At 61.9% G+C, this 26,140-nt stretch carries 24 protein-coding genes and 1 pseudogene; 10 read left to right on the top strand and 15 right to left on the bottom strand.

Translation table 11 applies throughout. The annotated features are described in order from the left end of the window. Together P3T25_RS40400 and P3T25_RS40395 are read left to right on the top strand one after the other, a co-directional pair. A pseudogene (locus P3T25_RS40400) lies at positions 1–186 on the top strand (formyl-CoA transferase); the annotation flags it as partial. Between the two features lie 109 nt (positions 187–295). Next, positions 296–727 (top strand): PAS domain-containing protein, encoded by a 432-nt coding sequence (locus P3T25_RS40395; RefSeq protein ID WP_429362825.1) that lies wholly within the window; start codon positions 296–298, stop codon positions 725–727. Positions 728–730: 3 nt separating this feature from the next. On the opposite strand, the gene P3T25_RS40390 is transcribed toward P3T25_RS40395, so the two are convergent. Then, positions 731–1,345: a TetR/AcrR family transcriptional regulator gene (locus tag P3T25_RS40390; protein WP_154567758.1), complete on the bottom strand. Its 615-nt coding sequence runs from the start codon at positions 1,343–1,345 to the stop codon at positions 731–733. 83 nt (positions 1,346–1,428) lie between these two features. Here P3T25_RS40390 and P3T25_RS40385 point away from each other — a divergent pair, with 83 nt between their 5' ends. Beyond that, a complete protein-coding gene (locus P3T25_RS40385) occupies positions 1,429–2,562 on the top strand; it encodes an MBL fold metallo-hydrolase (RefSeq protein WP_154567760.1) in 1,134 nt (377 codons plus the stop codon). 39 nt (positions 2,563–2,601) lie between these two features. On the opposite strand, the gene metE is transcribed toward P3T25_RS40385, so the two are convergent. After that, on the bottom strand, positions 2,602–4,881 hold the full coding sequence (metE, locus tag P3T25_RS40380; RefSeq protein ID WP_429362823.1) for a 5-methyltetrahydropteroyltriglutamate--homocysteine S-methyltransferase: 2,280 nt from the start codon (positions 4,879–4,881) through the stop codon (positions 2,602–2,604). Positions 4,882–4,987: 106 nt separating this feature from the next. On the opposite strand from metE, the gene P3T25_RS40375 reads away from it, so the two are divergent. Further along, a complete protein-coding gene (locus P3T25_RS40375) occupies positions 4,988–5,905 on the top strand; it encodes a LysR family transcriptional regulator (protein ID WP_266261403.1) in 918 nt (305 codons plus the stop codon). A 101-nt stretch (positions 5,906–6,006) separates the two neighbouring features. Here P3T25_RS40375 and bfr read toward each other — a convergent pair whose 3' ends face one another. Continuing rightward, a complete protein-coding gene (gene bfr, locus P3T25_RS40370; protein ID WP_154567013.1) occupies positions 6,007–6,483 on the bottom strand; it encodes a bacterioferritin in 477 nt (158 codons plus the stop codon). Positions 6,484–6,667: 184 nt separating this feature from the next. Beyond that, entirely contained in the window at positions 6,668–7,867 is a 1,200-nt protein-coding gene (locus P3T25_RS40365) for an aminotransferase class V-fold PLP-dependent enzyme (RefSeq protein WP_154567012.1), read from the bottom strand. A 327-nt stretch (positions 7,868–8,194) separates the two neighbouring features. Here P3T25_RS40365 and P3T25_RS40360 point away from each other — a divergent pair, with 327 nt between their 5' ends. Together P3T25_RS40360 and P3T25_RS40355 are read left to right on the top strand one after the other, a co-directional pair. Beyond that, entirely contained in the window at positions 8,195–8,917 is a 723-nt protein-coding gene (locus P3T25_RS40360) for a response regulator (protein ID WP_154567011.1), read from the top strand. Between the two features lie 158 nt (positions 8,918–9,075). After that, a complete protein-coding gene (locus P3T25_RS40355) occupies positions 9,076–10,383 on the top strand; it encodes a TAXI family TRAP transporter solute-binding subunit (RefSeq protein WP_171929157.1) in 1,308 nt (435 codons plus the stop codon). A 68-nt stretch (positions 10,384–10,451) separates the two neighbouring features. Here the strand turns inward: P3T25_RS40355 and P3T25_RS40350 are convergent, their stop codons facing one another. Continuing rightward, entirely contained in the window at positions 10,452–10,610 is a 159-nt protein-coding gene (locus tag P3T25_RS40350) for a hypothetical protein (protein ID WP_233465188.1), read from the bottom strand. On the opposite strand from P3T25_RS40350, the gene P3T25_RS40345 reads away from it, so the two are divergent. Then, on the top strand, positions 10,561–11,025 hold the full coding sequence (locus P3T25_RS40345; protein WP_233465187.1) for a DUF3455 domain-containing protein: 465 nt from the start codon (positions 10,561–10,563) through the stop codon (positions 11,023–11,025). The genes P3T25_RS40350 and P3T25_RS40345 overlap by 50 nt on opposite strands. A 24-nt stretch (positions 11,026–11,049) precedes the next feature. Here P3T25_RS40345 and P3T25_RS40340 read toward each other — a convergent pair whose 3' ends face one another. From P3T25_RS40340 to P3T25_RS40305, 8 genes are all read right to left on the bottom strand, one after another. Beyond that, positions 11,050–11,526, bottom strand: coding sequence for a hypothetical protein (locus P3T25_RS40340; protein WP_429362819.1), 477 nt, complete (start codon positions 11,524–11,526; stop codon positions 11,050–11,052). 564 nt (positions 11,527–12,090) lie between these two features. Beyond that, the gene (locus P3T25_RS40335) at positions 12,091–13,056 is read right to left on the bottom strand and encodes a D-2-hydroxyacid dehydrogenase (RefSeq protein WP_154567008.1); all 966 of its coding nucleotides are present in this window, start codon (positions 13,054–13,056) and stop codon (positions 12,091–12,093) included. An 18-nt stretch (positions 13,057–13,074) separates the two neighbouring features. After that, positions 13,075–15,138, bottom strand: coding sequence for a transketolase (gene tkt, locus P3T25_RS40330; protein ID WP_429362817.1), 2,064 nt, complete (start codon positions 15,136–15,138; stop codon positions 13,075–13,077). A gap of 116 nt (positions 15,139–15,254) precedes the next feature. Next, the gene (locus P3T25_RS40325) at positions 15,255–17,114 is read right to left on the bottom strand and encodes a TRAP transporter large permease subunit (protein ID WP_154567006.1); all 1,860 of its coding nucleotides are present in this window, start codon (positions 17,112–17,114) and stop codon (positions 15,255–15,257) included. Positions 17,115–17,118: 4 nt separating this feature from the next. After that, the gene (locus tag P3T25_RS40320) at positions 17,119–18,162 is read right to left on the bottom strand and encodes a TRAP transporter substrate-binding protein (RefSeq protein ID WP_154567005.1); all 1,044 of its coding nucleotides are present in this window, start codon (positions 18,160–18,162) and stop codon (positions 17,119–17,121) included. 158 nt (positions 18,163–18,320) lie between these two features. Further along, on the bottom strand, positions 18,321–19,085 hold the full coding sequence (locus P3T25_RS40315) for an SDR family NAD(P)-dependent oxidoreductase (protein ID WP_054033623.1): 765 nt from the start codon (positions 19,083–19,085) through the stop codon (positions 18,321–18,323). A gap of 96 nt (positions 19,086–19,181) precedes the next feature. Then, positions 19,182–20,180: a transketolase family protein gene (locus tag P3T25_RS40310; protein ID WP_154567004.1), complete on the bottom strand. Its 999-nt coding sequence runs from the start codon at positions 20,178–20,180 to the stop codon at positions 19,182–19,184. After that, entirely contained in the window at positions 20,177–21,022 is an 846-nt protein-coding gene (locus P3T25_RS40305; RefSeq protein ID WP_168435995.1) for a transketolase, read from the bottom strand. The genes P3T25_RS40310 and P3T25_RS40305 overlap by 4 nt, the downstream gene beginning before the upstream one ends. A 111-nt stretch (positions 21,023–21,133) precedes the next feature. Here P3T25_RS40305 and gcvA point away from each other — a divergent pair, with 111 nt between their 5' ends. After that, positions 21,134–22,051, top strand: coding sequence for a transcriptional regulator GcvA (gcvA, locus tag P3T25_RS40300; RefSeq protein WP_408518351.1), 918 nt, complete (start codon positions 21,134–21,136; stop codon positions 22,049–22,051). 65 nt (positions 22,052–22,116) lie between these two features. On the opposite strand, the gene P3T25_RS40295 is transcribed toward gcvA, so the two are convergent. Beyond that, entirely contained in the window at positions 22,117–22,428 is a 312-nt protein-coding gene (locus P3T25_RS40295) for a hypothetical protein (protein WP_154567003.1), read from the bottom strand. Positions 22,429–22,562: 134 nt separating this feature from the next. Between P3T25_RS40295 and P3T25_RS40290 the strand changes: the two genes are divergently transcribed. Next, positions 22,563–23,168 (top strand): ParB-like protein, encoded by a 606-nt coding sequence (locus P3T25_RS40290; RefSeq protein WP_154567002.1) that lies wholly within the window; start codon positions 22,563–22,565, stop codon positions 23,166–23,168. An 83-nt stretch (positions 23,169–23,251) separates the two neighbouring features. Here the strand turns inward: P3T25_RS40290 and P3T25_RS40285 are convergent, their stop codons facing one another. Continuing rightward, entirely contained in the window at positions 23,252–24,943 is a 1,692-nt protein-coding gene (locus P3T25_RS40285) for a purple acid phosphatase family protein (protein ID WP_154567001.1), read from the bottom strand. Between the two features lie 426 nt (positions 24,944–25,369). On the opposite strand from P3T25_RS40285, the gene P3T25_RS40280 reads away from it, so the two are divergent. Then, on the top strand, positions 25,370–26,134 hold the full coding sequence (locus P3T25_RS40280; protein WP_429362811.1) for a DUF3348 domain-containing protein: 765 nt from the start codon (positions 25,370–25,372) through the stop codon (positions 26,132–26,134). Positions 26,135–26,140 lie beyond the last annotated feature (6 nt).

Here is a 26,140-nt window from a genome sequence, read left to right as displayed (position 1 = left end):
ATCGTCGAAGTGCCGCACAAGAAACGCGGCACGTATCTGACGGTAGGCAGTCCGATCAAGTTCTCGGACATGAAGCCGGAAGTGACCGCGTCGCCACTGCTCGGTGAACACACGGATGAAGTGCTGGCGAGCCTCGGCTACAGCCGGCAGGACATCTTCAACCTGCACGAAATCAAAGCGGTTTAATGGTGTTACGCTGCGAGCCTGTGTGTAGGCTCGGGCCTGTGGATACGGCGCCCCCCAGCGGGCGCCGTATCCAATTCAAGGATCTGCGGTTTTACTTCCGGGGAGCGCCATGCAAAGCGCTATCGACTTCGAGCAACTCGTCAACGCAATCGGCGACGCGATCATCATTTCCGATGCCGCCGGCAGCATCACACTATGGAACCCCGGCGCTGAGCGCATGTTCGGCTTTACGCAGAGCGAGGCACTGGGAAAGTCGCTGGACCTGATCATTCCGGAACGTTTGCGCGGCCGCCATTGGGACGGTTATCACAAGACCATGGCAACGGGCGAAACCCGCTATGGCAACGACGTGCTGCGTGTCCCTGCCGTGCATAAGGACGGGCGGTCACTGTCGATCGCCTTTACGGTCGCGTTGCTGCATTCGCCGCAGAACAAACTCACTGGCATCGTCGCCGTGATCCGCGACGAAACCAGCCGCTTCCAGGAGGATCGCCTGCTGCGCAAGCGTCTCGCGGAACTGGAAGCGTCCGCGGGCGCGTGAGCGTCATGCATAGCGCGCAAGAAACATATCGGCAGCAGATTCCGCGACATGCTTTTGTTCATCGGCGCTGAGGGGTGGCTGGCCCATCGTCACCTGCGGCCAGAACGCGAACGCTTTCACCAGGGCCTGCAACTGCTGTGAGGCGAACATCGGGTCCGACGTCTTGAGGCGGCCATCCGCAGCGGCTGCCCGAATCCACACTGTTAGGTCCTCTTCGCGCTCGCCCATGCGCGCCACCATATCGCGCGCGCGTTCCTGCGAATGAATGCCCGCCGCGATCGCAACGCGCGCCAGCGACAGAAACGCCTCGTTATTCAGAAGGGCCAGCTTTTTAAACAGAAGCTGGAGCAACTGCGCACGCAACGGATGCGCGGCCGAATAAGCCGTCACCTCTCCCGTATCGCTCGACTCCCACAACTGCCCCAGGATCGCAGCGAACAGCGCTTCCTTGCTTGGAAAATGGTTGTAGACCGTCCGCTTCGAAACGCCCGCGCGTGCCGCGATACGGTCCATGCTGGTCGCGTCGAAGCCGGCCGCCAGAAACTCTTCGATTGCCGCCCCAATGACGGCGGCGCGCTTGCGGTCGGTCAGGCGGAGGGTGGGTTCACTGGTGCTCATCAATAAATTTTACACCGGGCAGTTTACTTTTCTCGAAAATAAACTACACTGAGCAGTCTACTTTATGCCTCGAGGCTGCTCGCATGACATCGTTCACCAGTTCTATTCGCCGCGCCTTGGGCCTGACGGCAGCGCGACGCGGGCGTGAATTGTTCGATATGTCGGCTCAGCACGACGGCAAGCGCTTTCGTAACGTCAGACCGCGTCCTGTCGAAGGACTCGGCAAGACCTTGAGCATCGTCTGGAATATTTTGCTCAACAAGCCGGCCGGCACGACGCCGGCGGGCGCCCTGCCCGTCGATGCCCTGTCGCCCGAACAACTCCAGGCCGCGCCGGACCGGAGCCTGTACCGCCTCGGGCATTCCACCATGCTGCTCAAGCTGCGGGGTCAGTTCTGGTTGACCGACCCGGTCTTCGCTGAACGGGCATCACCGTTCCGGCGCTTCGGTCCAAAGCGCTTTCATGCGCCGCCCATTGCCCTCGAAGACTTGCCGCAGTTGCGCGGTGTGATTCTGTCGCACGACCACTACGACCATCTGGACCGCGAGACCGTGCTGGCACTCGCTGCGAAGACAGGCGTATTTCTGACGCCGCTGGGCGTCGGTGACCGTCTGATCGAGTGGGGTATCGAGGCGTCGAAGGTCCGCCAGTTCGACTGGTGGCAGGGCGTCGAAATCGACGGCCTGGCGTTCACGGCAACCCCGGCGCAGCATTTCTCCGGCCGCAGTCTGTTCGACGGCAACAGCACCTTGTGGGCTTCGTGGGTCATCGTCGATGACGCGCTGCGCGTGTTCTTCAGCGGCGACACGGGCTACTTCGACGGATTCAAGGCCATTGGCGAGCGGCTGGGTCCCTTCGACGTGACGCTGCTCGAAACCGGCGCCTACGACGCTCAATGGCCATACGTCCACATGCAGCCCGACGAGACCGTCCAGGCCCATGTCGATCTGCGCGGCCGCTGGCTGGTGCCCGTTCACAACGGCACGTTCGATCTGGCGATGCATCGTTGGCAGGAACCGTACGAGCGCGTGATCGGGCTCACCGCCGCGCGCGGCATCCCGCTGTCGACGCCCCGTATGGGCGAGCGCCTGGACTTGGCCTCGCCGCATCGCGGCGAGAAGTGGTGGCGCGAGGTCGCTGAGGCCGAGAGTGCGCGAGAGTCCGTGACACCGCTGCGCCGGTTCGTCTGCCGCCAGACCCGGCAAACGAATTCGTGAGGTCAACGACCTCACGCAACGTAGTCTCAGCCAGCTTGATCAGATGCCCGCGCGCAACGTTTTGGCTGCCGCGACCATGTTCTTCAACGCAGGGATGACTTCTTCCCACGCACGGGTCTTCAGGCCGCAGTCGGGGTTCACCCACAACCGCTCAGCCGGAATCCGCTCGGCCGCCTTGCGCATCAGATTCACGATGTGCTCCTGGCTAGGAATATTCGGCGAGTGGATGTCGTAGACGCCCGGTCCGATCTCGTTCGGATAATTGAAGTTGTCGAAGGCGTCCAGCAATTCCATGTCCGAGCGCGACGTCTCGATCGTGATGACGTCAGCGTCCATATCGGCGATCGAAGCGATGATGTCATTGAACTCCGAGTAGCACATGTGCGTGTGGATCTGCGTCTCGTCCTGCACGCCATTTGCCGTGATACGGAAGGACTCCACCGCCCATTGCAAATAGTCGCTCCACTGCGACTTACGCAACGGCAGGCCTTCACGCAGCGCCGCTTCGTCAATCTGGATCACCCGTACCCCCGCCTTCTCCAGGTCCAGCACTTCCTCGCGGATCGCCAGCGCCAACTGATAGCAGGAAACCGAACGCGGCTGGTCGTCACGCACGAACGACCAGTTCAGGATCGTGACCGGGCCGGTCAACATGCCCTTCATCGGCTTGGCGGTCTGCGATTGCGCATACCTGATCCACTCGACCGTCATCGCCTTCGGACGGCTGATGTCGCCGAACAGGATGGGCGGCTTCACGCATCGCGAGCCATAGGACTGCACCCAGCCGAACTGGCTGAACGCGTAACCGTCGAGTTGTTCGCCGAAGTATTCGACCATATCGTTACGCTCTGCTTCGCCATGCACGAGCACGTCGAGACCCAGCGCTTCCTGTTCCTGCACGCTGCGCGCAATTTCGTGCTGCATCACCGTCTTGTAGCCGGCTTCGTCCAGTTCACCACGCTTGAACTGGCTGCGCGCCTGGCGAATTTCGGCGGTTTGCGGGAATGAGCCGATGGTGGTGGTCGGGTAAGCCGGCAGGTTCAACAGCGCAGACTGCCGGGCGGCACGTTGCGGATAGGCGCTGGTGCGACGTCCCAACGCGGCATCGATCTTCACGATCGCGTCCTTGACCGCCGGGTTGTGCACGCGCGGCGACGTGCGACGGCTTTGGATGGCGGCCTGATTTTCGGCAAGCGCGGCTAGTACCGACTCGCGTCCATCGTTCAGCGCCTTCGCGATGATCTTCAGTTCATCGAGCTTTTGCAGGGCAAACGCGAGCCAAGAACGGATTTCGTGATCGAGCCTCTGTTCGCTGTTCAGGTCTACCGGAACATGCAGCAATGAACACGACGGCGCGATCCACAGGCGAGCCTGCAATGTTTGATGAATCGGCGTCAGCCATTCCAGCACCGCGCTCAGATCGGTCTTCCAGATGTTGCGGCCATTGATTACGCCAAGCGACAGAATCTTGTCGGCGGGCATCCGTGCGACGACCTGCTCGACCTCGCCACGGCCGTTGACCGCATCGACATGCAGACCTTGAACCGGCAATCCGCAGGCGAGCGCGAGGTTGTCGCGCAGCTCACCGAAATAGGTTGCCAGCAGAAGCTTCACGCTGGTGGTCTTTAATGCGTCGTACGCCGTGACGAATGCGTGTTGCCATGCCGGCTCAAGCTCGGTGACCAGCGCCGGCTCATCGATCTGCACCCATTCCACCCCTTGCGCCGCCAGTTGATCGAGTAGTGCCGCGTACACAGGCAACAGACGCGGCAGCAGCGCGAGCTTGTCCGAATCGTCCTTCGCCTTGCCGAGCCATAGATACGTCACCGGTCCGATGATGACCGGCTTGGCTTTGACGCCCAGCGCGCGGGCCTGGGCGAGTTGATCGACGAGGCGCGACGCATCGAGCGAAAACTCGGTCGCGGCGCTAAATTCCGGCACGATGTAGTGGTAGTTCGTATCGAACCATTTGGTCATCTCGCCTGCCTGCACGCCGCAACTGCAGGCCGAATCATGCGCGGAGCGGCCACGTGCAACGCGAAAGTAATTGTCGAGCGCGTCGCCCTCAAAGCCCCGGACCCGTTCCGGGATATTGCCCAGCATGAAGCTCGTATCGAGCACCTGGTCATAAAACGAGAAGTCGCCAACCGGAACCTGATCGAGGCCGGACTGGTTCTCCCAGTGCCGCTGACGCAGTTGCGCGCCCAGGCTTTTCAATTCGTCGCGCGACGACTGGCCTTTCCAGTAATGCTCTTGAGCGAACTTCAGCTCACGCTTTGCGCCGATGCGGGGGAAACCCAGATTGTGTGTCGTAACCATGGTGATGAGCTGCTCCGAAAATGAACGGCTCGATCATAGGGTGGATGGCTCATGAAATATAATGGCATTATTTCATTGATCGATTAGTTTTATTCATGGACTCACCATGCTCGAACGAACCCATCTGACAATCATTCGGGAAGTGGACCGCCAAGGGTCCCTGACCGCGGCGGCCAACGTGCTGTGCCTGACGCAATCGGCGCTGAGTCACACCGTCAAGAAGATGGAACAACAACTGGGCACCGCGGTGTGGGATCGCGAGGGCCGAAACCTGCGTTTGACCCAGGCAGGTCAATATCTGCTGGCGCTTGCCAACCGGGTGCTGCCGCAAATGGAACACGCGGAAGAACGGATGAAGCAATACGCCCAGGGGCAGCGCGGCACGCTTCGTATCGGTATGGAGTGCCACCCCTGCTATCAGTGGCTGCTCAAGGTGGTCTCGCCGTATCTCGCGCGCTGGCCGGACGTGGATGTCGACGTCAAACAGAAATTCCAGTTTGGCGGCATCGGTGCGCTGTTCGGTTACGACATCGACATTCTGGTCACGCCGGACCCGTTGCGAAAACCCGGTCTACGCTTCGAACCGGTGTTCGATTACGAGCAGGTGCTGGTGGTCGGCCTCGGGCATCGACTCGCGCAGTTGCCCTTTATTCCGCCCGAGGAACTGGCGGATGAGGTCCTCATTACGTACCCGGTGGAAATCGACCGGCTGGATATCTATAACCAGTTTCTGATGCCGGCGAACGTCATGCCGAAGCGCCACAAGGTCATTGAAACAACCGACATCATGTTGCAAATGGTAGCCAGTGGGCGCGGCGTCGCCGCGCTGCCTCGCTGGCTGGTGGAAGAGTACGCCGGCAAGGTCGCCGTCAGTCCAGTCAGATTAGGCAAGCGAGGCATCGCCAAGCAGATTTTTCTCGGCGTGCGCGAGACAGACGCGGCGATCGATTATTTGAAAGCGTTCGTCGAACTCGCGCGCCAATCGGACTGGAATGCGACTAAGAAAAAGCCGGCTAAACGCTAAGCGTATCTGGAGGAGAGTTCGATGCGTTGATGGGCGGCCGGAGTGCGTGACGGCACATCGCTGATGGCCGGTTCACTTCGCCGCCCGGGGTCTCGACGGACTCATTCCGGTGACTCCATTGCCGATTGCTGATAGTTCTGAATCCCCACCTTGTCGATCAACGCCAGGTTGGTCTCGAGCCAGTCGATATGTTCCTCGGTATCGTCGAGAATATGGGTAAGGATCGCGCGTGAGACGTAATCGCTAACCGTCTCGCAGTAGGCAATAGCTTCCTTGCACGTTGCCTGCGACATCCGCTCGAGCTTGAGGTCGCACTCAAGGATTTCCTGCGTTTCCTCGCCGATAAGCAATTTGTGCAGGTCCTGCAAATTCGGTAAGCCGTCCAGCACGAAGATGCGCTCGATCAGCAGATCGGCATGCTTCATCTCGCCGATCGATTCGTCGTACTCGTGTTTGGCGAGACTTTTCAGGCCCCAATGACCATACATTCTGGCGTGCAGAAAGTACTGGTTGATCGCGCTCAGCTCGTTCTTCAATTGCGCGTTCAAGTATTCGAGTACCTTGGCATCTCCTTGCATACAGCCTCCTCTATTCGCTACACCACGCCTCTCAGGCAACGCACTTCGCGTGATGCTGTTTGGTGCATAGCATCACGCGGCTCATATGCCGCACCCGTTAGCGCAGCATAGTGCATGGTCCGGTCGACCGTACGAATGAGAATTGGTATCGCTTCAGATCTAACCAAACCAAACGCGCAGAGGGTCACTGGATTGCCAACTTTCGTATCCCATCCAGCAGCCTGCCAATTTCCGGCTCGGTAGTCAGATAGCTGACCGACGCTCGCGCGATCTGCTTAAGTCCTCTGGATTCCATATCAAGAGGCGTGTACGGGACACCGTTACTGCCGATCGCGACACCCTGATCCGCCAGACTGCGCTGCACCGACGCAGCCTCCAGACCCGCTATGTTGAACGCAACGAGCCCGGATTGCTCCCGGCCCTGGTCCAGCACGGTCACACCGGGGATCTCCGCGAGTTGCCCGCGCAACGCTCGTGCAATGCTGTCGATCCGCGCGCGAATATTTTCAACGCCGATCTCCAACGCCTCTTCCAACGCGTTAGCCAGGCCGCAATGCAGCGCCAGCGATGCTTCCGCCGACTCGAAACGCACCGCGTCGTCCCGTAAGACAGGTTCGCCGTCAGCACCCAGCGGCGCGGATCGCATGTCGACGAAGGCCGGCGTCAAGCGGGACAGAAAGTCCTCCCGCACATACAACAGGCCTGTGCCTCTCGGACCACGCAGCGCCTTGCGGCACGGACCGGTCAGGACATCGCAACCCACCTCGGCGACGTCGACGGGAAGTTGTCCAACCGCCTGGGCAGCATCGACGAAGTAGGGGATGCCGTGGCGGCGTGCGACCTGGCCGATCGCCGCAGCCGGATTGATCAGCCCGCCGTTCGCCGGCAACCAGGTCAGCGCAATCAGGCGCACACGGTCATCGAGCATAGCCTCCAGCGCCTGCGGATCAACGGCGCCGCTGGAATCGGACGGAATGACTTCGATCGTCGCCCCCGCGCGTTGCGCCGACAGGCGCATGGCGGCCAGATTCCCGCCCCACTCGTGACGCCCGACCAGAATCCGCTCGCCGGGTCGCCCTGGTCCTAGCGCGGCGAATGCGGGGCCCCACCCTGCCGAATTGCCGGTGGTCAGGGCGATCTCCGCCGGACGGGCGTTCAGCAGTCGCGCAGCCAGCAAGCGAGCGCGCTCGGTCTGCTCACGTCCGGCTACGCCGGCTTCCATCGGCCCCGTCGTGGCTTCGAGCCAAAGGTGAGCGCGTATCGCCTCCAACGTGGCGGACGACGGCAGCGAGGCCCCCGCGTGATTGAAATGCGTGGTGCTTTGAGCACCGGGTGTGCGGGCGCGCAACGCGTCCACGGCAGCAGGCGAAAGAGGAGAAGGCATGGTCGGTCCAATAACGGGCGTGTGGGATGCATTGGGCATGGGCGATAGGCGATAGGCGATAGGCGCGAAGAGTTTGCCATGCTACGCCACCTGGCCTGCGAAGGCACTGGCCTGCCGCCCTCGATCGGCGCCACGACCTTTAAAAAAAGCCCGCATTCGGCGACGGATTCCCGCAGGTTGCTCCGTTAAAGAAGCTGGAGCACAACGTTCGCGGGTCACGAGCAGCCTGACGGCACTGAAAGCTGGCGCGGCAAACCAGCAGTCGTGACGTGGCGGCCAACGTTATTGCACCCCTGTTTGCCGGCCTATGCGTTCGATTTCCCTACTATGACAACTCAAATACTGGTCGTTGACGACGATGTCGAACTACTTGGGTCGCTTGCCGACTTTCTCGGACGAGAGGGTATGGCGGTTTCCGTATTGCACGAGGTGAAGTCGCTCGGGGAACACATCGAACGGAACCCACCCGATCTGATTGTCCTCGACCAGATCATGCACGGTGTGAATGGCCTCGCAGCGCTGAGCACGCTACGCGCCGCGGGCAACACCGTCCCCGTGATTCTGGCCTCGGGACCCGACGACATGGACCGGATCGTGGGGCTCGAAATGGGCGCGGACGACTGCATCGGCAAACCCTTCAATCCTCGCGAACTCCTTGCCCGCATGCGGGCCGTATTGCGACGACGAACCCTGTCTGCGTCGGCCGCCACGCGGGAAAAACACGAAGTCGTTGGATTCGGCCCATTCACGCTGGACCTTCAGTTGCGCACGCTCAACACGGAGACCAACCGGCTCACGCTATCGGCGGGAGAATTCGCGCTGCTTAAGGTCTTCGTCAGTCACCCCATGCGCACGCTTACCCGTGCGCGCCTGCTTGAATTGCTGCATGGGCCGAAAGACGATCATACCGGCCGCGGGGTCGATGTCCAGGTGTGGCGGTTGCGCAGGATTCTCGAAGCAGACCCCTCCGCGCCGAGGTTCATCCAGACCGTCCGCAGTCATGGTTATGTATTTGTGCCGGACGGCGCGCAACCGTCCTCGACGCACTGAATCTTCACGCGTCGCGGCGATCGCAAGCTCGAGTGCGGATATGGACAAGGCGTCCACGGCGCTGCATTATCCATGCTGGCTGTCAGACACCACCAGCGCGAGAGAGGCGAACAATGCCCAGGCACAACCCAGCGCTTCATCGCAATGAAAAACGCCCCATGACACCGGGTCGCCGGCGGCTTCTCATCGCCGGCGTGATCGTGCTGATCGCCACGCTTGGTTGGGGACTTCGGGTCATACTCGAGCCCGCCTTCCGGCACACCATCGTCATCACAACCGGCGCAGACAACGGGATCTATCGCGGCTTTGCAGATCGCTATGCACCTCTCCTGAAGCGTGACGGTATCAAGCTCGATATCCGCAGTTCGTCGGGGTCGAGTGAAAACTATCAGCGGCTGAAAGACCCCGACAGCGCATACGAGGTGGGCTTCATCCAGTCCGGCACCACCAGCCCGAAAGAAACCGACCATCTGCAGACGATCGCCGCCGTCTCCTATGAACCGATCTGGGTGTTCTACCGTGGCGAGTCCACCATCAACCGGCTGGCAGAACTGCGTGGCAAGAGAGTTTCAATCGGTGTTCCCGGCAGTGGCCTGCTGAACGTCTCCCAGGTATTGCTCGGGTACAGCGGCATCACACGGGACAATACGACGCTGCTCCAAATGGACGCCGTCAAAGCCTACCAGGCTCTCGAAAACGGTCAACTGGATGCGGCTTTCTTTATCGGCAGACCCGATGCCCCCATGCAGACCACGCTGCTGAACAGCGATCTCAAGCTGATGAGTTTTGTGCAGGCCGATGCGCTCGTGCAGAAATTCCCGTCGCTATCCAAGGTTATTTTTCCGCGCGCCGCGACCAGCGTCGTCAACGATCTGCCGCAAGCCGACGTCACGCTGCTCGCCGCCACCGCCTTGCTCGTCTCCAAAGACACGCTGCACCCTGCGCTGGTCTACCTGTTGCTGGACGCGGCTAAAACCGTCCACGGCGGCGAAGATTACTTCACGCCGCTTGGCGTGTTTCCCAATCTGAATACCGAGGATTTTCCTGTTTCCGAAGAAAGCGAGCGTTACTTCAAAACGGGGCGCCCCTTCCTGCAGCGCTACCTGCCATTCTGGCTGGCCAGCTTTATCGAACGACGTCTGCTGATCCTGCTTCCCTTCATGGCTTTATTGCTCGGTCTGCTGCAGGCGTTGCCGCGCATGGCGGAGGCTCGCATAAAAAAACGCCTGGTTGTCTGGTATCGCGAGATCAAGGCGCTCGAAGACGAAATATGGAAAACCAGCCAGCCAACGCCGGACCAGATTGCGCAATGGCGGAACGAGATCGAGCATATCGATGCACATGCCAACCAGATCCGGATGCCGCAGCGCTATTTCCAGGACGTTTATGCACTCAAGCAGGCGATTGCCGTAGTCCGGAACCGAATTTCCCGCGTCGCGGACCAGGCTACGACGGGCGCAGCATGAGCTTATGGACTCGCACCGACGTCGCGCGGGCGCATACAAGATCGCGCATACTATCCCGACTATCCGGTTCACCGGCCGTCATTAGCGGCCGCAACCGCCATGCGCCGCGTTTCATTCGAGGTGATATCCATGCTCAGGAAAGTTTCGCAAGCAAGCTTCGCAACCATCGCCGTATCCATGCTCGCCGCATGCGCAATGCCGCCCGCAAGTCCCCCGAGTGCATCCATCGACCCACCTCAAGCTGAGCGCGTGATGACACTCGCTGCGTCCGGCGTACAGAACTATTCGTGTGAATTCGACGCGCAGCATCGACTGGGATGGGTGTTCAAGAGCCCACTGGCAACGCTGTACGATGCGAGCGGCCACGCTACGGTCCGGCACGGTGCGGGTCCTTCCTGGGAAACGGAAGATGGCAGCCGGATCGTCGGCCACGTGCTGGCACAGCAGCCCAGCGAAACACGGACGAGCATTCCCCAGCTACTCCTCGAAACACATAGCACGGCCGGTAGCGGCACGCTGTCAGCGGTGCGGTATGTGCAGCGCTTGCATACCGTCGGCGGGTTAGCGCCGACGGCACCGTGTTCAACGGAACATGAAACCGGAAGCTCGCCCTATCTCGCGGACTACGTGTTCTACCGGTAGCCGGCCAGGCGTCGCATCGCGCGCTTACTTCATGTCGGACTGATTCGGCGGCGGCAGTGACGGATCGAGTTTCGCGGACTCTCTCACCAGTTGGTCAGTCATTGCGGCCGCAACCGGGTTCGAGCCACGACGATACGAGTCGTCATGACTGGCTTGGGCTTGGGCTTGGGCTTGGGCTTGGGCCGGCGGCGGCAAAGCCGGATCGAGTTTCGCGGACTGTTTGACCAGCTCATCCGTGATCGCGGCCGCGACCGGATTCGAGCCATGACGATGCAGACTGTCACGCCGGCCTTCGGTTCGCAACACGGGGGCGGTCTTCGACTCGGCATAAGCACGAACGGCAACCGATTCGCGTGGTCGCGTGTTCGCTCGCGGCAATGGCACGGCATCGTCCACTGGCGAGCCGGATACGGTCACCACGGTCCCGCTCGTAGACTGCTTGGGGTCAGTCACCGTGTTGCCGGAGAGAGGCGCCGCACCGATCACAGTTCCCGCCGTCACGTCGGTGTCAACCTCCGAGCGATGGCTTTTTTGTAGCAGTAAAAAAGCGCCGAACACCAACTCGAGGAGAAGCACTCCGACTATCAATGATGTACGAACATTCCTCATATTAACCAACGATCCGTTCAATCGATACGATTGGATTGATGACGACCGTCTGCTCGAAGAGCACGTCAAACGGCAAGTTCGCAGCGTGAGCCTGCGATGGGTTGATGTGGGGATGATTTGCGCGACCCGCACACGTTGATTGTCCGGTGGCAATGGTCCGGTGATTCACTCCACCGAACGGCACGGGACATCGCTCGTATGCTAATGCGAAAAAATAACCTGTGCTGAACAGTCGCGAGATCGGGGCAAGATCGTCAGAAACGCGCGGGCATTCTCTGCGCCCGCGGCCACGGGGGACTTCAGCTCGATTTGATGGACCGTTCGGTTGGCGAGAGGCGATTTTCTCGTCCGGTGCGGTCAGATTTTTGTCGGCAACGAACTAGTTCTGTTCGCGATCGAGGCGCATGCGATTTGTCCGACGATCCGCACGCAGCGTGACGCCGCGTGCGCTGGCAATCAATATGCCCCTTGCACCAGATTGGTCGGCACACCGTTGACGAAGTTTTCAATGTTGTCCATTAATTGATCGGCAAGACGCTGTTGCGCCTCGTCCGACGCCCATGCAACATGCGGCGTCAGAATAACGTTCGGGCGACCGGCCGCACGCATCAGCGGATTGTCCTCAGGAGGCGGTTCGCATGCGGTCACATCGAAACCTGCACCGCTGATCAAACCTTCGTCGAGCGCCTGCACCAATGCACCTTCATCGACCAGGCCGCCGCGCGCCGTGTTGATGATCAAGGGCTTTCTTTTCATCGCGCGGAACTCGGGCATGGCCAGCATATTCCGTGTGTTCGGTGTGAGCGGACTGTGCACGGTGATGATGTCGCTGGTCGCGAGCACCTCGTCCCACGGCGTGTAAAGCGGACCCAGACCGTCACGCCCTTTGTGCGCGGCGAACATCGGTTGCACGCCGAAGGCTTTGGCGATTTCCGCGACACGCTGGCCGAGCACGCCTTCACCGATGATGCCAAGACGCGCGCCGGCCAGATCGTGAATCGCGTGCGTAAAGAAACAGAATTGTCCGGACTTCTGCCACTCGCCGGCGAGCACGTCATCGCGATACGCGATCAGATTGCGCCGCAGCGCGAGTATCAGTGCGAACGTGTGCTCGGGCACCGTGTTAATCGCATAGCCGCGAATATTGCACACGGCGATGCCGAGCCGCTGGCAAGCCGCTTTGTCGACGCAATCGGTGCCCGTAGCGGCGATGGCGACAAGTTTCAGATCGGGCAATTGAGCGAGCACGTCCTGCGTTAGCGCCACCTTGTTGATGATCGCGATCGACACACCGGCGAGCCGCTGCAACACCTGCTCAGGAGACGTGTTTTCATACTCGATCAACTGATGATCGAAGCGCGGCTCGCGCAACACGATTTGCGGCGCAAGCGTGGCGCGGTCGAGAAAGGCGATCTTATGCATGCTCATGTCCTTGTTGATTTACAGATGCCGCTTTGCTTCGGCCACGACATGCTGCGCGGTGATACCGAAGTGCTCGTACAACGTCGCCGCGGAAGCCGAGGCACCGAAGCCCGTCATCCCGACAAAACCGCCACGCTCGCCCAGATAGCGATCCCAGCCGAAACGCAGTGCCGCCTCGATACCGACGCGCACCGTGTTCGGACCCAAAACCGCGGCGCGATAGTCAGCGTCCTGTTCATCGAAGATTTCCCAACACGGCATCGACACCACCGCGGTCGCAATGCCCTCTTCCTGTAACCGAAGGCGTGCCTGCAACGCCAACGCGACCTCGGAGCCGGTGGCCAGCAACGTCACGACACGCGCGCCGCCGTCCGCTTCGGCCAGCACATAGGCGCCGCGACGCGACAACGACTCGGCGCTATATTCGCGGCGCACCAGCGGCAACGCCTGCCTTGCAAAAATCAACGTACTCGGCCCGCGCCGATGTTCGAGCGCGAGGGCCCAGCACTCGGCGGCCTCCACCGCATCCGCGGGACGCAGCACGCGCATATTCGGCATGGCGCGTAACGAGGCGAGTATCTCCACGGGCTGATGCGTCGGCCCGTTTTTGCCGACGCCGATCGAGTCGTGGCTGAACACGTAGTGCACCGGCAGGCCCATCAGCGCGGCCATGCGCATCGCCGGGCGCTGATAGTCGGAGAACGCCAGATACGTGACGCTGGTCGCGACGATGCCGCCGTGCGCGGCCATGCCGTTGGCCATCGCACCCATCAGATGCTCGCGCACACCGCAGTGGACGTACGCGCCGCTGTGGTCGTCGGCGGTGAAGGCGTGCAACTGGCGTTTGTGGCCCGTAGGCGCTTCGAGATCGGCGCAACCCACCATGCGTTCAGGCAGCAGCGGCGCGAACAGATCGCTGATCTCGCCGGACACGGTGATGCCAGGCTGCGGCTCGTCGCGTTCCACCGCACGCTTGCGGTAAGCGTCGAGCACGTCACACCAACCTTCCGGCAAGCCACCCGCCATGACCCGTTCGAACTCGGCGCACTGCGCGTCCGGCAACGCGGCGAGACGCGCATGCCACGCGTTGTATTCGTCACTACTGCGCCGGCCCGCTTCGCGCCATGCGCTCAGGATATCGGCGGGCACGTCGAACGGTGCGTGCGGCCAGCCGAGTTGTGCGCGCGCCGCGTCGGCATCCGCCTGGAACAACTTGCCACTATGGCCGCCGCGCTGTCCTTGCAAGCGCGCAATGCCGCGGCCGATGACCGTCTTGCACGCGATCATCGAGGGCCGCGGGTCGGCGCGCGCAATCGTCAACGCCGCGCTGACCGCTTCGAGATCGTGACCGTCGACTTCGATCACCTGCCAACCGGCAACGCGAAATCGCGCGCAGACATCCTCGCTGATCGAGAGTGAGGTGCTGCCGTCGTCGGTGATCTGGTTGTCATCCCAGCACAGGATCAGTTTGCCGAGCCGCAGATGGCCGGCCAGCGAGATCATTTCCTGACCGATGCCCTCCTGCAGACAGCCGTCGCCGACGAACGCATACGTGTAGTGATCGACGAGCTCGCGGCCGAAATTCGCCGCGAGATACGCTTCGGCGATGGCCATGCCGAACGCGTTGGCAATGCCTTGCCCCAGCGGACCGGTGGTCGCCTCGATACCATGCGCCGGCTCGTACTCGGGATGTCCCGCGCAATGCGAACCCAGTTCGCGGAAAGTCTTGAGCTGGTCAAGCCCGATCGCCGCATAGCCAGTCAGATACAGCAGCGAATACAGCAACAGCGAACCGTGGCCGTTGGACAGCACGAAGCGGTCGCGGTCGGGCCAGGTTGGATCGGCGGGATTGAATTTCAGGTGCCGGGTGAACAACGCGGTTGCGATTTCGGCCATGCCGAGCGGCACGCCCTGATGGCCTTCACCCGCGCACAGAATTGAATCGATGGAGAGGAAGCGGATCGCGTCGGCCAGCGGCAACTGGGGTGCTTGCTGACGAGATTGCGTCGCTGCGGCCAACAGCGAAGTCGACGGCGTAAGCGAAGCAATCGATGCAGCAGACTGAGCTTCAGTGGTGGACATGACAAAAGGCTCCTCTACGCCGCCCCGGCATGCAGGGCGGCGGCAATCAAAACGGATTGGATCAGGCGGAAGAACTTCGTCTGAGACGGCACCGCGCAGCCTCATACGTCAGCGGATCAATGCAGGAAACCTGTCGAAATCCACGGCACCGCGGCAACGATAATCAACCCAACCATCAACGCAGCGATATAACCAAGAATCGGCTTCATGCCTTCGTCGGGATGAATGCGGCTCACCGCGCAGGCCGAGTAATAGCCCACGCCGAACGGCGGTGCGAACAGGCCCACACCCATCGACAGGATCACCACCATTGCGTAGTGCACGTCATGGATGTGCATCGCCCGCGCGATCGGGAACATCAGTGGGCCGAACAGCACGATCGCCGGAATGCCTTCGAGCACGCTGCCGAGAATCACGAATACGCAGATGGATGCAGCCATGAACATCGCCGCGCCGCCAGGCAGAGCACCGAGCGTCTGCGCGAGCTGCCCTGAGAAGCCCGACTGCGTCAACGCCCACGCCATGCTGGTCGCCGCGCCGATGATCAGCAGAATCGCGCCCGACAACGTTGCTGTATCGATCAGCATCGGCTTGAGCCGCGCCCACTCGAAACGGCGATAGATCAGCAAGCCCGCCAGCACTGCATACGCAATGCCGATGGTCGAGACTTCGGTCGCCGTTGCAATACCTTCGACCACCGCGGCGCGAATCACGAACGGCAAGGCGATTGCAGGAAACGCGATGACGAACTTGCGCAGAATCTCCACGCCCGTCGCACGCTTGACGCCCGACATGTCTTCGCGTCGATAACGCCACTGCACCACGATGCACAAGGTGATCGCCAACACGATGCCCGGCAGCATGCCGCCTGTGAAGAGCGCCGAGATCGACACGCCAGTCACGGAACCGAGCGTAATCAGCACGAGGCTCGGCGGAATCGTCTCGGTCTGCGCGCCCGTCGCGGCCAGCAGCGCGACCAGATCGCCCGGCTTCGCACCGCGCGCTTTCATCTCGGGAAACAGCACGGGCGCAACCGCCGCCATGTCCGCGGCTTTCGAGCCCGAAATGCCCGACACCAGATACATCGCGCCGACCAGCACGTACGACAGCCCGCCGCGCACGTGACCCAGCAAGCTCGCGAGAAAAGCGATCATCGCCGCGGCCATGCCGGTCATCTCGATCAACTGGCCGAGAAACACGAAGAGCGGCACCGAAAGCAGGATCAGATGCGACATGCCCTCATCCATCCGGCCGACCACCACCGGCATCGGCGTATTCGTGGTCAGCGCGAGGTAGCCGAAGGTCGCGAGTCCAAACGAGAAGGCAATCGGCACGCCGCTTAGCACACCGAGCGCGACCAGGCCGACAAAGAAGATCAGTAGGTTGATATTGCCGAGATCGTGAAGCAGCGGGCCAAGCGCAATGAAGATGCCCGCCAGCGCACCGACCGTTGCAATCGCGGCGAGCGTCAGGCGCCAGTTGCCCATACGGGCGAGCCGTACCACTGCCACCAGCAGCATCAGCGCCGAACCGACCGGCAATGCCGCCGCGCGCCACGAGTTCGACAATTCGAGAGCCGGCGTGGTGATGAACGATTCGTCCTGCGCGAAGCTGATCGCCGGACCGATCACCATCGCGAGGAACGCGATCGGCGCGGCGATCGCGACCACGTCGAGAAAGGCGCGCACACCTGGCGGCGCCATGCCGACCAGCGCCGTCATCCGCATATGCTCGCCGCGCCGCAACGCGATCACGGCGCCAAGCATGGCGAGCCACAGGAACAGCATCGATGCGAGTTCATCGGACCACACGAGCGGCGCGTGCAGCAGATAGCGGCTCGTCACACCAGCCAGCAGCACGACGATTTCCGCAAGCACCAGCAACGCAGCGGGAATCTCCACCAGATGGCCGAGAGCGGAGTCGAGCGCACAGGCGAACCGATGCTGCCGCTCGTGCGAATAGGAGATCGAGATCATCGCATTACCCCAGTTTTCCGACGGACTTCTCCAGCAGCCCCCACGCCTCGTCGCCGTACTTGCCTTTCCAGTCGTGATAGAAGCTCGTCTTGGCCAGCGCGCCACGGAAAGCGTCCCGGTCAACATCGATAAAAGTAATACCCTTCTTTTTCAGGTCGTCGCGCAACGAGAGGCTGAGCCTGGCGATATCCGCGCGTTGCAGCATCGCGGCGCTTTCGAATTCACGCGTGACGATCGCGCGGATGTCCGCAGGCAGACGCTCCCAAGCAGCGCGATTGCCGAGAATCCAGTAACCGTCCCACACGTGCGACGTGAGGCTGATGTACTTCTGCACTTCATAGAGCTTGGCCGTCGCGATGATCGGCAGCGGGTTTTCCTGACCTTCCACCACGCCGGTTTGCAACGCTGAATACAGCTCGTTGAAATTGATCGGCGCGGGGCCGGCGTCGAGCGCCTTGAACAGCGAGGTCAGCATCGGCGCTTGCGGCACGCGAATCTTGAAGCCCTTCAGATCAGCCGGCGCGCGCAACGCCTTGGTGGACGAGCTAATCTGCCGGAAGCCGTTGTCCCACACCTTGCTCACCGACACGAGGCCCGACTTGCCGATCTGCGCGCGGATGTAGTTGCCGAGATCGCCGTCCATGGCCTTCCAGACCGCGTCGTAGTCCTTGAACGCGAAGCCGGTGTTGACGATGCCTGCGGCGGGCGTCAGCGTGGCCAGAATCGACGACGCCTGGTTGAAGAACTCGACGCCGCCATTGCGCACCTGCGAGAGCAGATCGGTGTCGGAGCCGAGCTGATTCTGCGGAAAGAGTTTGATATCGAGGCGGCCCTTGGTCGCTTCGCGAATGCGATTGATCGCCTCCTGCGCGCGGATGTTGACCGGATGTGTCGGGTCCTGGCCGGTTGCGAGCTTGTACGAAAACTCGGGGGCCGCCATCGCACTTCGCGAGATGCTCCATAACGGCGCGGCGGCGGATAAGGTCGCACCGGCCTTCAGAAAGGTGCGGCGGCTGATGCCCTGCGGGGCGTTCGAACGGGTTGTCATGGTGTCTTCCTCCAATGCTGGATCGCGCGTCGTTATGGTTTTGGAATCTGAACCGCGGCGGCTGCACGTGTTGCTCGCCGCGGTCGTCTGTTCTCTACTACGTGGTCTCCATCGCCGCCGCCGGCCTCCCGCCCAACGGCCCGTCCTGCCGTTGGGCGTCAGCCGTGAATCAGCATGCCACCGTTCACATCGATCACCGCGCCGGTGATATACGACGACAGGTTCGACGCGAGGAACAGGAAGGCGCCGGCCACATCGTCAGGTACGCCCAAACGATTAAGCGGAATGCCCGCGAGAATTTCGCCGCGCTTGTCGTCGCTGATCTTGCCTGCGTTGATGTCGGTCTGGATCAGACCCGGCGTCACGCAGTTCACGCGAATGCCGTCGTTGCCGAGTTCGCGCGCCATCGCTTTGGCGAGGCCCAGCACGCCGGCCTTCGCCGCGGAGTAATGCGGGCCGCCGAGAATGCCGCCGCCGCGCTGCGCCGAGACCGACGACATGCAGCCGATCGAACCGCTCTTCTGCTTCTTCATCTGCGGGACGACCGCTTGCGACAGATACAACACGCCGCGCAGATTGACGTCGAGAATGCGGTCCCAACTTTCCGGGTCGATCTCGAGCAGCTTGGCAGCCTGGGTAATGCCGGCGTTGTTGATCAGGATATCGATCGATCCAAAATCGGCGACGGTGCGTTCGACAGCAGCCTGGCAGGCGCCACGGTCAGTCACATTGCACACGTAGCCACGATGTTCGGGTCCGATCGACGCTGCGGCTTCGACCGCGGCATTTTCGTCGAGGTCGAAAATGGCGATGCGTGCGCCATGCGCCGCGAACATGCGGGCGGTCGCCATACCGATGCCGCGCGGCGACGCGCCGCCGGAAATGACGGCGACCTTGCCGTCGAGTAGACGTGACTCTGACATGATGCGGATCTCCTGAATATGAAGCTTATGGTTTGCTAAATTGTTTGCTATCGGTAAGTGCGCGTATGTGCGGCGCCTACCCGCCTTGATGAACCTTTACCGCAACCACCCTTTAATCGTGTCGCACATCGCCTCGGTGGAAATGCCGTAGCGGTCGTGCAAGGTCGGTAGCGCACCTGCGTCAAGAAACGCGTCGGGCAAGCCGATATGACGGAACGGCGGCGTGACGCCATTGGTCAGCAGCACTGCCGCCACCGCTTCGCCCAGGCCACCGATCACCGTATGGTTCTCCGCCACCACGACAAGGCGGCCGGAACGGCGCGCTTCGCGCAGCAGCGTGGCGGTGTCGAGCGGCTTGATGGTCGGCACGTGCAGCACACCTACGTCGACGCGATCGGCGGCCAGCGCCTTCGCCGTTTCCAGCGCGCGCATCGTCATGATCCCGGACGAGATGATCAGCACCTCGGCGCCGTCGCGCAGCAGCTTCGCTTTGCCAAGTTCGAACTGGTAGTCGTATTCGTCGAGCACGACTGGCACGTTGCCGCGCAACAGTCGCGCATACACCGGCCCGCGATGGTCGGCGATGGCCGGCACCATCTGCTCGATTTCGATGGCATCGCACGGGTCGATCACCGTGAGGTTCGGCATCGCACGGAACAGGGCGAGATCTTCTGCCGCCTGGTGGCTCGGGCCGTAGCCAGTCGTGAGGCCGGGCAACGCGCAGACGATCTTGACGTCGAGGTTGTCCTCGGCAATCGCCTGATGGATGAAGTCATAAGCACGGCGTGCGGCGAACACGGCGTAGGTGGTGACGAACGGCTGCGCGCCTTCGTGCGCCATGCCGGCCGCGGCGCCCATCAGCAGTTGCTCGGCCATGCCCATCTGGTAATAGCGCTCCGGGTATTCCTTCGCGAACAGATGCAGGTCGGTGTACTTGCCGAGATCGGCCGTCATGCCGACCACTTCGGGGCGGTTACGCGCCAGTTCGACCAGTGCGTGGCCAAACGGGGCCGAGCGGGTGATCTGCCCTTCACCTGCAATCGAGGCGATCATCGCCGATGTTTTCAGACGCGGTTTCGGTACGGCGGCGCTCATACGGTTCTCCCGGCTTCCAGCGCCTGCAGCGCGAGTTGCCACTCGTGCGCATCGACGCGGATAAAGTGATTTTTCTCGCGCGCTTCGAGGAACGGCACGCCACACCCCATCCGCGTATCGCAGACGATGATTCGCGGTTGCGCTTCCGGATGCGCGTGTGCCGCATCGAACGCGGCGACGACGGCGGCGAGATCGTTGCCATCCACGCGTTGCACGAACCAGCCGAACGCCTGGAGTTTGTCGACCAGCGGCTCGAACGCCATGACGCTCGACGACGGGCCGTCGGCCTGCTGGTTGTTGACGTCGACCATCGCGATCAGGTTGTCGAGCTTCCAGTGAGCGGCCGACATCAGGCCTTCCCAGATCGCGCCTTCATCGAGTTCGCCGTCGGAGAACAGCGTGTAGACGCGGGCATTCGAGCCTTTGCGCTTCAGACCCAGGCAGCGGCCCACCGCGATCGTCAGCCCCTGTCCGAGCGAGCCGCCGGACATCTCCATGCCGGGCGTATAGCTCGCCATGCCGGACATCGGCAGACGGCTGTCGTCGCTGCCGTAGGTTTCCAGTTCTTCGTCGGCGATGATGCGGGCCTCGATCAGCGCGGCGTACAGCGCGATGGCGTAGTGACCGTTCGATAGCAAAAAGCGGTCGCGGCCTTCCCATTCGGGGTCGTCGGCGCGATAGCGCATGGCGCGGAAATAGGCGACGGCGAGGACATCGGCGATATCGAGCGCCTGGCCGATATAACCCTGCCCCTGCACTTCGCCCATGCGCAGCGCGTTGCGGCGAATCTGATAGGCGTGCTCCGCGAGTTGGGCGTACGGCGCGGTTTCGCTAGTGGTCACTGTTTGTCTCCTTATGGATCGCTTTGCAGGGGCCGCTGTGATGCCGACCCCAGTGACTCAAGCGTAATCTCGCGCTCACACGCGCTCAAACGAATTAAGATGGGCCAATGGATGAATTCAATTCACCTTGATGCTGCCATGCACAATCGCGTCACCTTCAAGTCGATACAGGCATTCGAGGCCGCCGCGCGGCTCTCGTCGTTTGCGCTCGCAGCAGACGAACTGTTTGTCACGCCCTCAGCCGTCAGCCATCAGATCAAGCTGCTGGAAGAGCAATTGAGCATTCGTCTGTTCCATCGGCTGCACCGTACGGTGATCCTGACGGACTATGGGCGGCAATACGCTGAGGAAATCACCGCGGCGTTCGCGCGGATCGACTCAGCCACCCGCGAGATCGGGCGCGCCGCCAAGAGCGACATCCTCACGATCCATTGCACGCCCAGTTTTGCGACTCAATGGCTGATGCCGCGCATCGCGCGTTTCAGTGCGGCGCATCCGGATATCGACGTACGGTTGAATGCCTCGTCAGAGGCGGTGGATCTGATCTCGGAAGCGGTGGATATCGACATCCGCTACGGTCCGAGAAAGTTGCAGCCGGCCGGCACAATGGTGCTCGAATTGCCACCCGAGACGATCGTGCCGTTGTGCTCGCCCGCGCTGATGGCTGGAGAGCATCCGCTGCGCAGCGTCGCGGATTTACCGCACCATGCGCTGATTCATAGCGAGGGGTGTCTGGTCGGATGGCGAGACTGGATGCGTCTTTATCGCAAGACGCGGCTCGATATTGGACGCGGTCCGCGTTTCGATCGATCGTTCATGGCGATCAGCGCGGCAGTGGACGGCTTGGGCGTCTGCCTCGAAAGCCTGCTTCTGGCGCAGCGTGAACTGGAAACGGGGCGACTGGTGGCGCCGTTCGGCCTGGAAGGACTTCCAGTACATGGCTATACGCTGAACCTGCTGAAGTCTCGCGCCGAATTGCCGAAGCTGCATAGCTTCCAGGATTGGCTGTTTGCGGAACTTGAGAAGTGATGCGCGTGCGGCACTGATCCGGTGATGCGCAATGCGCTGCCGGTGACAGTGCCGACTACCGGCCTTTAAGGTTTGCCTTTGAGGGTGAACGGCGCAAGCAGTGACCGCACGTCGACCTGCTGCCCCTGAAGCAGAAGCAGCCTCGCGTGAAGCACCGTGTTCTCAAGAACGAGCTTAGCGGTGCTCAGCAGATACAGCGCGTGGATATCGGAGATCGACATGTTGCCTGCTTCGACCTGGTGGTGACGCTCGACAAGTGAACTCATGACGAGCCGCCTGAGTTCCTGTTCTCCAAATGGAAGGTCCGCGTAGTCGATCGGGTCGTCGGCTTCTACTTCCCGCAGCAGTTCCACCAGCGTTTCAGTGCTCACGTCCATGTGCAGGCTCCACGTTGTCGTTCAAGACCAGCATAGCCAAACAGAGTCACCAGCACTGACAGCCTACCGTTTCTATTTAAGGGAGTCCAGCTTGAGCAGAGCAGTAGAATGCTCCGGATACGGAGGGGCACGCCATGGCAAGAATAACGAGTGTCGGCATTGAACAACTGCGGCCGCTGCAGGCAACGGTCGGCATGCTGGAAGTCGATGCAAAACGAAAGCGCCTGCTGGCCATGGATGCAAAGTCTTTGAAAGACTTTCTGAAAAGCGCACCGATTCCCACCGTCATCGGCAAGCATGACAGGCACTATGTCATCGACCACCACCATCTCGCGCGTGCGCTGTGGGATGGCGGTATCGCGAAAGCGTTCGCCGAGGTCGTAGCGGACCTGTCGCGGCTGCCGGACGCGAAGTTCTGGGACACCGTGATTGAAAGGCGCTGGGTGCATCCCTACGATGAACGCGGCATCCTGCGAGCCATTTCCTCGATCCCCGATGAGGTTTCCGCCCTCACGGACGATCCGTACCGCAGCCTCGCCGCATTCGTGCGCGACGCGGGCGGCTATCTGAAGACACCGGAACCCTTCGCCGAATTTCAGTGGGCGGACTTTTATCGCACACGTATGCCGGTCTGGACGAGCGAGTCGCAGTTCAAGGCAGCAGTGGAGCAGGCAGTCCACCTTGCGTGGAGCCCCGACGCCCGGACACTGCCGGGTTTCAAGTCCCGCCGCGCGAAATAGCGTCGAGATAGTCGCCGGCAAAGAAACCGTTCGACGCCCCGAAAAGTAAGTCGCTGGAGCGTCGAACCGCAGCGAAGAGCAACTTATCCGTGTCGCTTCTTCTTCAACTCGATCGTTTCGAATAACTCATAGTTCTGCGTCGGTGTTTGATCCGCACCCGGCGCGTGGTAGTAGTTCATCGTGATCGTGGTCTCGCCACCCGGATGGCCCGGATCATGATCGAACACCGCGATACCGTAGCCCGTGCCCGTATCCCGTTGCGCCGACCACACTGCATCTTCAACGGCATCCGCGCTGGCACGCACAAACGTACTCGCGGTCGTCCCGGCAACCGGACGATTCGGCCGCGTAAAAATACGCGCCTGCGGCAAGCCGGTGCCGATATCCACCCCGTACACATCGAGCGGCGCACTCGTCCCGCCACCGCCGAGAATCAGGTGAATCGTGCCGTGACTCGTATCGAACGTCGATGCCCCCGACGACACGGCCGACATCACCGGCCGCGGCTGCAATGTATCGACCACGCGTCCTGTGGCGATATCGGTGCCCTTGTTGTGATTGCAGCCGCGCACGGGATAGCTGCGCTCGTAATCATGGTCATGCCCGCACAGCACCAGATCGACGCCGTAGCGGTCGAACAGCGGCAGCCAGGCTTCGCGGATGCCCTTGTCGGAACCGTTGCCGGTCTTCGATGAACTCAGCGCGTCCTGATGCATCTGCACGACGATCCAGTCGACTTCGTCGTCTTCCGCCGCCCGGTGCAATGTCTTCTCGAGCCAGCGGGTCTGCTCGCCCTCGCTATAGCCACGCACATAGAGCGACGTGCCTGGTTGAATCGGCGGATTGCCGGTACTCGCCACCGGCACGAGAGGATTCGGGCCGGCCACGAACGCAGCCGCATCCTGATAGACCACGTCATCAGCATCGAGCGAGATGAAGAGCACCGAACTCACGCGGAAGCTGTACCAGCGTCCCTGGAAGCGCGTGTGATTCTCCGGCAGCGTGTAGCGCGAGAGATACGAGGCGAGGCCCTGTTCGCCGTTGTGGAATTCGAGCTCGTGATTGCCCGGACAGGGCATCCACGGCCGGTTCGACGCCGAGGTCTGGCAGTTGTTGCCGAAATCGCGCCACACGTCGGGCTGGTGCATCGGGTTCAGGTTGGCGTAGCAGAGATCGCCGTTGAGCAGGTGGAACAGCGGCTGAAATCGCTCGACGGCCTGAACCGCGAAACGGCTTTGCGGCGACGACAGGACCCAGCCGGTGTTGGGCGTGGCGAGATCGCCGTAGCTCGTCCAGCGAAACGACGCGCGGCCGCGGGGCGCAGTGCGGAAGCTCGCGGTGAAGGGCTGGGCCGCGTTGCTGTCGTTGTCGGCGCTCACCTCGTACTCGTAGCTCGTGTCGGCCTTCAGGCCACGCAGACGCGCGTGATAGGTGAACACGACTTCGCCGTTGAGGCCATCGGTATAGGTGCTTTGCACGCCGTGCACCGTTACTCTCGCCCCGCCCCCGCCGCTTAACCGCACTTGCGGATTGACCGCCGGTGCCGGCGATGCCCACGACACGGTCACTTCGCTCGTCGGATCGTTGCCCCATGTCAGGTGGATCTGCTCCGGCGTACCGTCGGGCGTGCCGTTCGCGGCCCGCGCCGCCGACGCGAGCGCGCCCGCGGCCGTCGCGAGGCTCGATGCGCCCGCAAACTTCAGAAAGCCACGGCGCGAGACGATGGTAGCGCCCTGATCGGTCGGCAAATCCTTGTCGATTTTCTTGTTTGTCATGTCGGGTGTTTTTGTAGGGGGGTGGAAGGTCGGCAACGCGGACGGCGAACGCACGGTGTTATGTGAGCCGCGCGTGCCGTGTCGGACCAAGGTGCGACAGAAGTGACAGGGCATCCTAGTCGCGAAGCTATGACATGCAGATGAAACGGCTGGACGTGGGCGGTGCCGTGCCGCCTCTTTCGGGAGAGACTACACCGCGTCGGCGCGGTGCATCACGCCGCCCGACCGCCGTGATCATTCAGTCGATAGACGGTGTAGAAGCCGCCCAATTAACCTCGTAAAAACCCTCATGGCGGCCCAAATTACTGCATCACAATCGGCCCGTTGGCCGCGCTGAAACCCCTCGCTTACCCCGCCCACTCATTAAGGGGCTGCATCCCTCACCCTGCCGCCGTGTAAACTGCTGACTTTTTTGACTCTGGTGGTATGGTGCAAGCCCCACAGCGCACAGCTTTCAGTGGCCCGGCGCTCATTCGTTTACTTGCTCGCCTGACGGACGTCGACGTTCCCGAATCCAGCCAGTCGCTTTCGGACCAGCTAAGCCAATGGCTCGGCTGGACCGACGCGATCGCGTTGTCCTCGGCGCTGAGCAACGCTCCGCCCGCCGTCGCCGTCGGCGCACGCGCCTTCAGCGACGCTGAAGAGAGCGAGTGCGCCCGCGTGCGCGTGTCGTTGGCGGATGCCATCGTCGGCGATAGCGTGTTTGCCGTCGCGAGGCGTCGCGGGTCGGCGGCGCAGGCGCTCCCGCAAGGCGCCCCGGCGGATGCGCCAGTCGATTACGCGGTTTTTCGTCAGCGCTACCTCTCCATGCAGCAGTCGATGGAGACGGGCATCGGCACCCTGCGCGCCCGACTGCGGGCCATGCTGGCCGCCAGAACGCCCGCCATGGCCCGGCTCGCGGTGGTGGACGCCGTGATGGAGCGAGCGCTCAGCGAGCGTGAGCGGAGTCTGCTGGCCGCCGTGCCCGGCTTGCTCAAGGGGCACTTCGAGCGTTTGCGTGAGGCGGAGCAACAGACGCTGGCCGACGCCGAAGCCTCGGGGGACGCCGCAACCGTCCCGCCCGCCACACCCGCCACACCCGGCACGTGGCTGAACACGTTCCGCAAAGATATGCAGAGCGTGTTGCTGGCCGAACTGGATGTTCGTTTACAACCGGTCGAGGGGCTGCTCGCCGCCCTTCGCACCTGCTAACTGGGA

Source organism: Paraburkholderia sp. GAS32 (assembly GCF_050434225.1).
GTDB lineage: Bacteria > Pseudomonadota > Gammaproteobacteria > Burkholderiales > Burkholderiaceae > Paraburkholderia > Paraburkholderia madseniana.
Note: the sequence above shows the minus strand (reverse complement) of the source record. Positions and strands in the feature narration are given on the sequence as shown.

Bases quoted from the DNA above. Each gene is read 5' to 3' on its own strand.
- P3T25_RS40395 (WP_429362825.1), top strand. From the start codon at position 296: ATGCAAAGCGCTATCGACTTCGAGCAACTCGTCAACGCAATCGGCGAC.
- P3T25_RS40390 (WP_154567758.1), bottom strand. From the start codon at position 1,345: ATGAGCACCAGTGAACCCACCCTCCGCCTGACCGACCGCAAGCGCGCC.
- P3T25_RS40385 (WP_154567760.1), top strand. From the start codon at position 1,429: ATGACATCGTTCACCAGTTCTATTCGCCGCGCCTTGGGCCTGACGGCA.
- metE (WP_429362823.1), bottom strand. From the start codon at position 4,881: ATGGTTACGACACACAATCTGGGTTTCCCCCGCATCGGCGCAAAGCGT.
- P3T25_RS40375 (WP_266261403.1), top strand. From the start codon at position 4,988: ATGCTCGAACGAACCCATCTGACAATCATTCGGGAAGTGGACCGCCAA.
- bfr (WP_154567013.1), bottom strand. From the start codon at position 6,483: ATGCAAGGAGATGCCAAGGTACTCGAATACTTGAACGCGCAATTGAAG.
- P3T25_RS40365 (WP_154567012.1), bottom strand. From the start codon at position 7,867: ATGCCTTCTCCTCTTTCGCCTGCTGCCGTGGACGCGTTGCGCGCCCGC.
- P3T25_RS40360 (WP_154567011.1), top strand. From the start codon at position 8,195: ATGACAACTCAAATACTGGTCGTTGACGACGATGTCGAACTACTTGGG.
- P3T25_RS40355 (WP_171929157.1), top strand. From the start codon at position 9,076: ATGACACCGGGTCGCCGGCGGCTTCTCATCGCCGGCGTGATCGTGCTG.
- P3T25_RS40345 (WP_233465187.1), top strand. From the start codon at position 10,561: ATGCTCGCCGCATGCGCAATGCCGCCCGCAAGTCCCCCGAGTGCATCC.
- P3T25_RS40350 (WP_233465188.1), bottom strand. From the start codon at position 10,610: ATGGATGCACTCGGGGGACTTGCGGGCGGCATTGCGCATGCGGCGAGC.
- P3T25_RS40335 (WP_154567008.1), bottom strand. From the start codon at position 13,056: ATGCATAAGATCGCCTTTCTCGACCGCGCCACGCTTGCGCCGCAAATC.
- tkt (WP_429362817.1), bottom strand. From the start codon at position 15,138: ATGTCCACCACTGAAGCTCAGTCTGCTGCATCGATTGCTTCGCTTACG.
- P3T25_RS40325 (WP_154567006.1), bottom strand. From the start codon at position 17,114: ATGATCTCGATCTCCTATTCGCACGAGCGGCAGCATCGGTTCGCCTGT.
- P3T25_RS40320 (WP_154567005.1), bottom strand. From the start codon at position 18,162: ATGACAACCCGTTCGAACGCCCCGCAGGGCATCAGCCGCCGCACCTTT.
- P3T25_RS40315 (WP_054033623.1), bottom strand. From the start codon at position 19,085: ATGTCAGAGTCACGTCTACTCGACGGCAAGGTCGCCGTCATTTCCGGC.
- P3T25_RS40310 (WP_154567004.1), bottom strand. From the start codon at position 20,180: ATGAGCGCCGCCGTACCGAAACCGCGTCTGAAAACATCGGCGATGATC.
- gcvA (WP_408518351.1), top strand. From the start codon at position 21,134: ATGAATTCAATTCACCTTGATGCTGCCATGCACAATCGCGTCACCTTC.
- P3T25_RS40295 (WP_154567003.1), bottom strand. From the start codon at position 22,428: ATGGACGTGAGCACTGAAACGCTGGTGGAACTGCTGCGGGAAGTAGAA.
- P3T25_RS40290 (WP_154567002.1), top strand. From the start codon at position 22,563: ATGGCAAGAATAACGAGTGTCGGCATTGAACAACTGCGGCCGCTGCAG.
- P3T25_RS40285 (WP_154567001.1), bottom strand. From the start codon at position 24,943: ATGACAAACAAGAAAATCGACAAGGATTTGCCGACCGATCAGGGCGCT.
- P3T25_RS40280 (WP_429362811.1), top strand. From the start codon at position 25,370: ATGGTGCAAGCCCCACAGCGCACAGCTTTCAGTGGCCCGGCGCTCATT.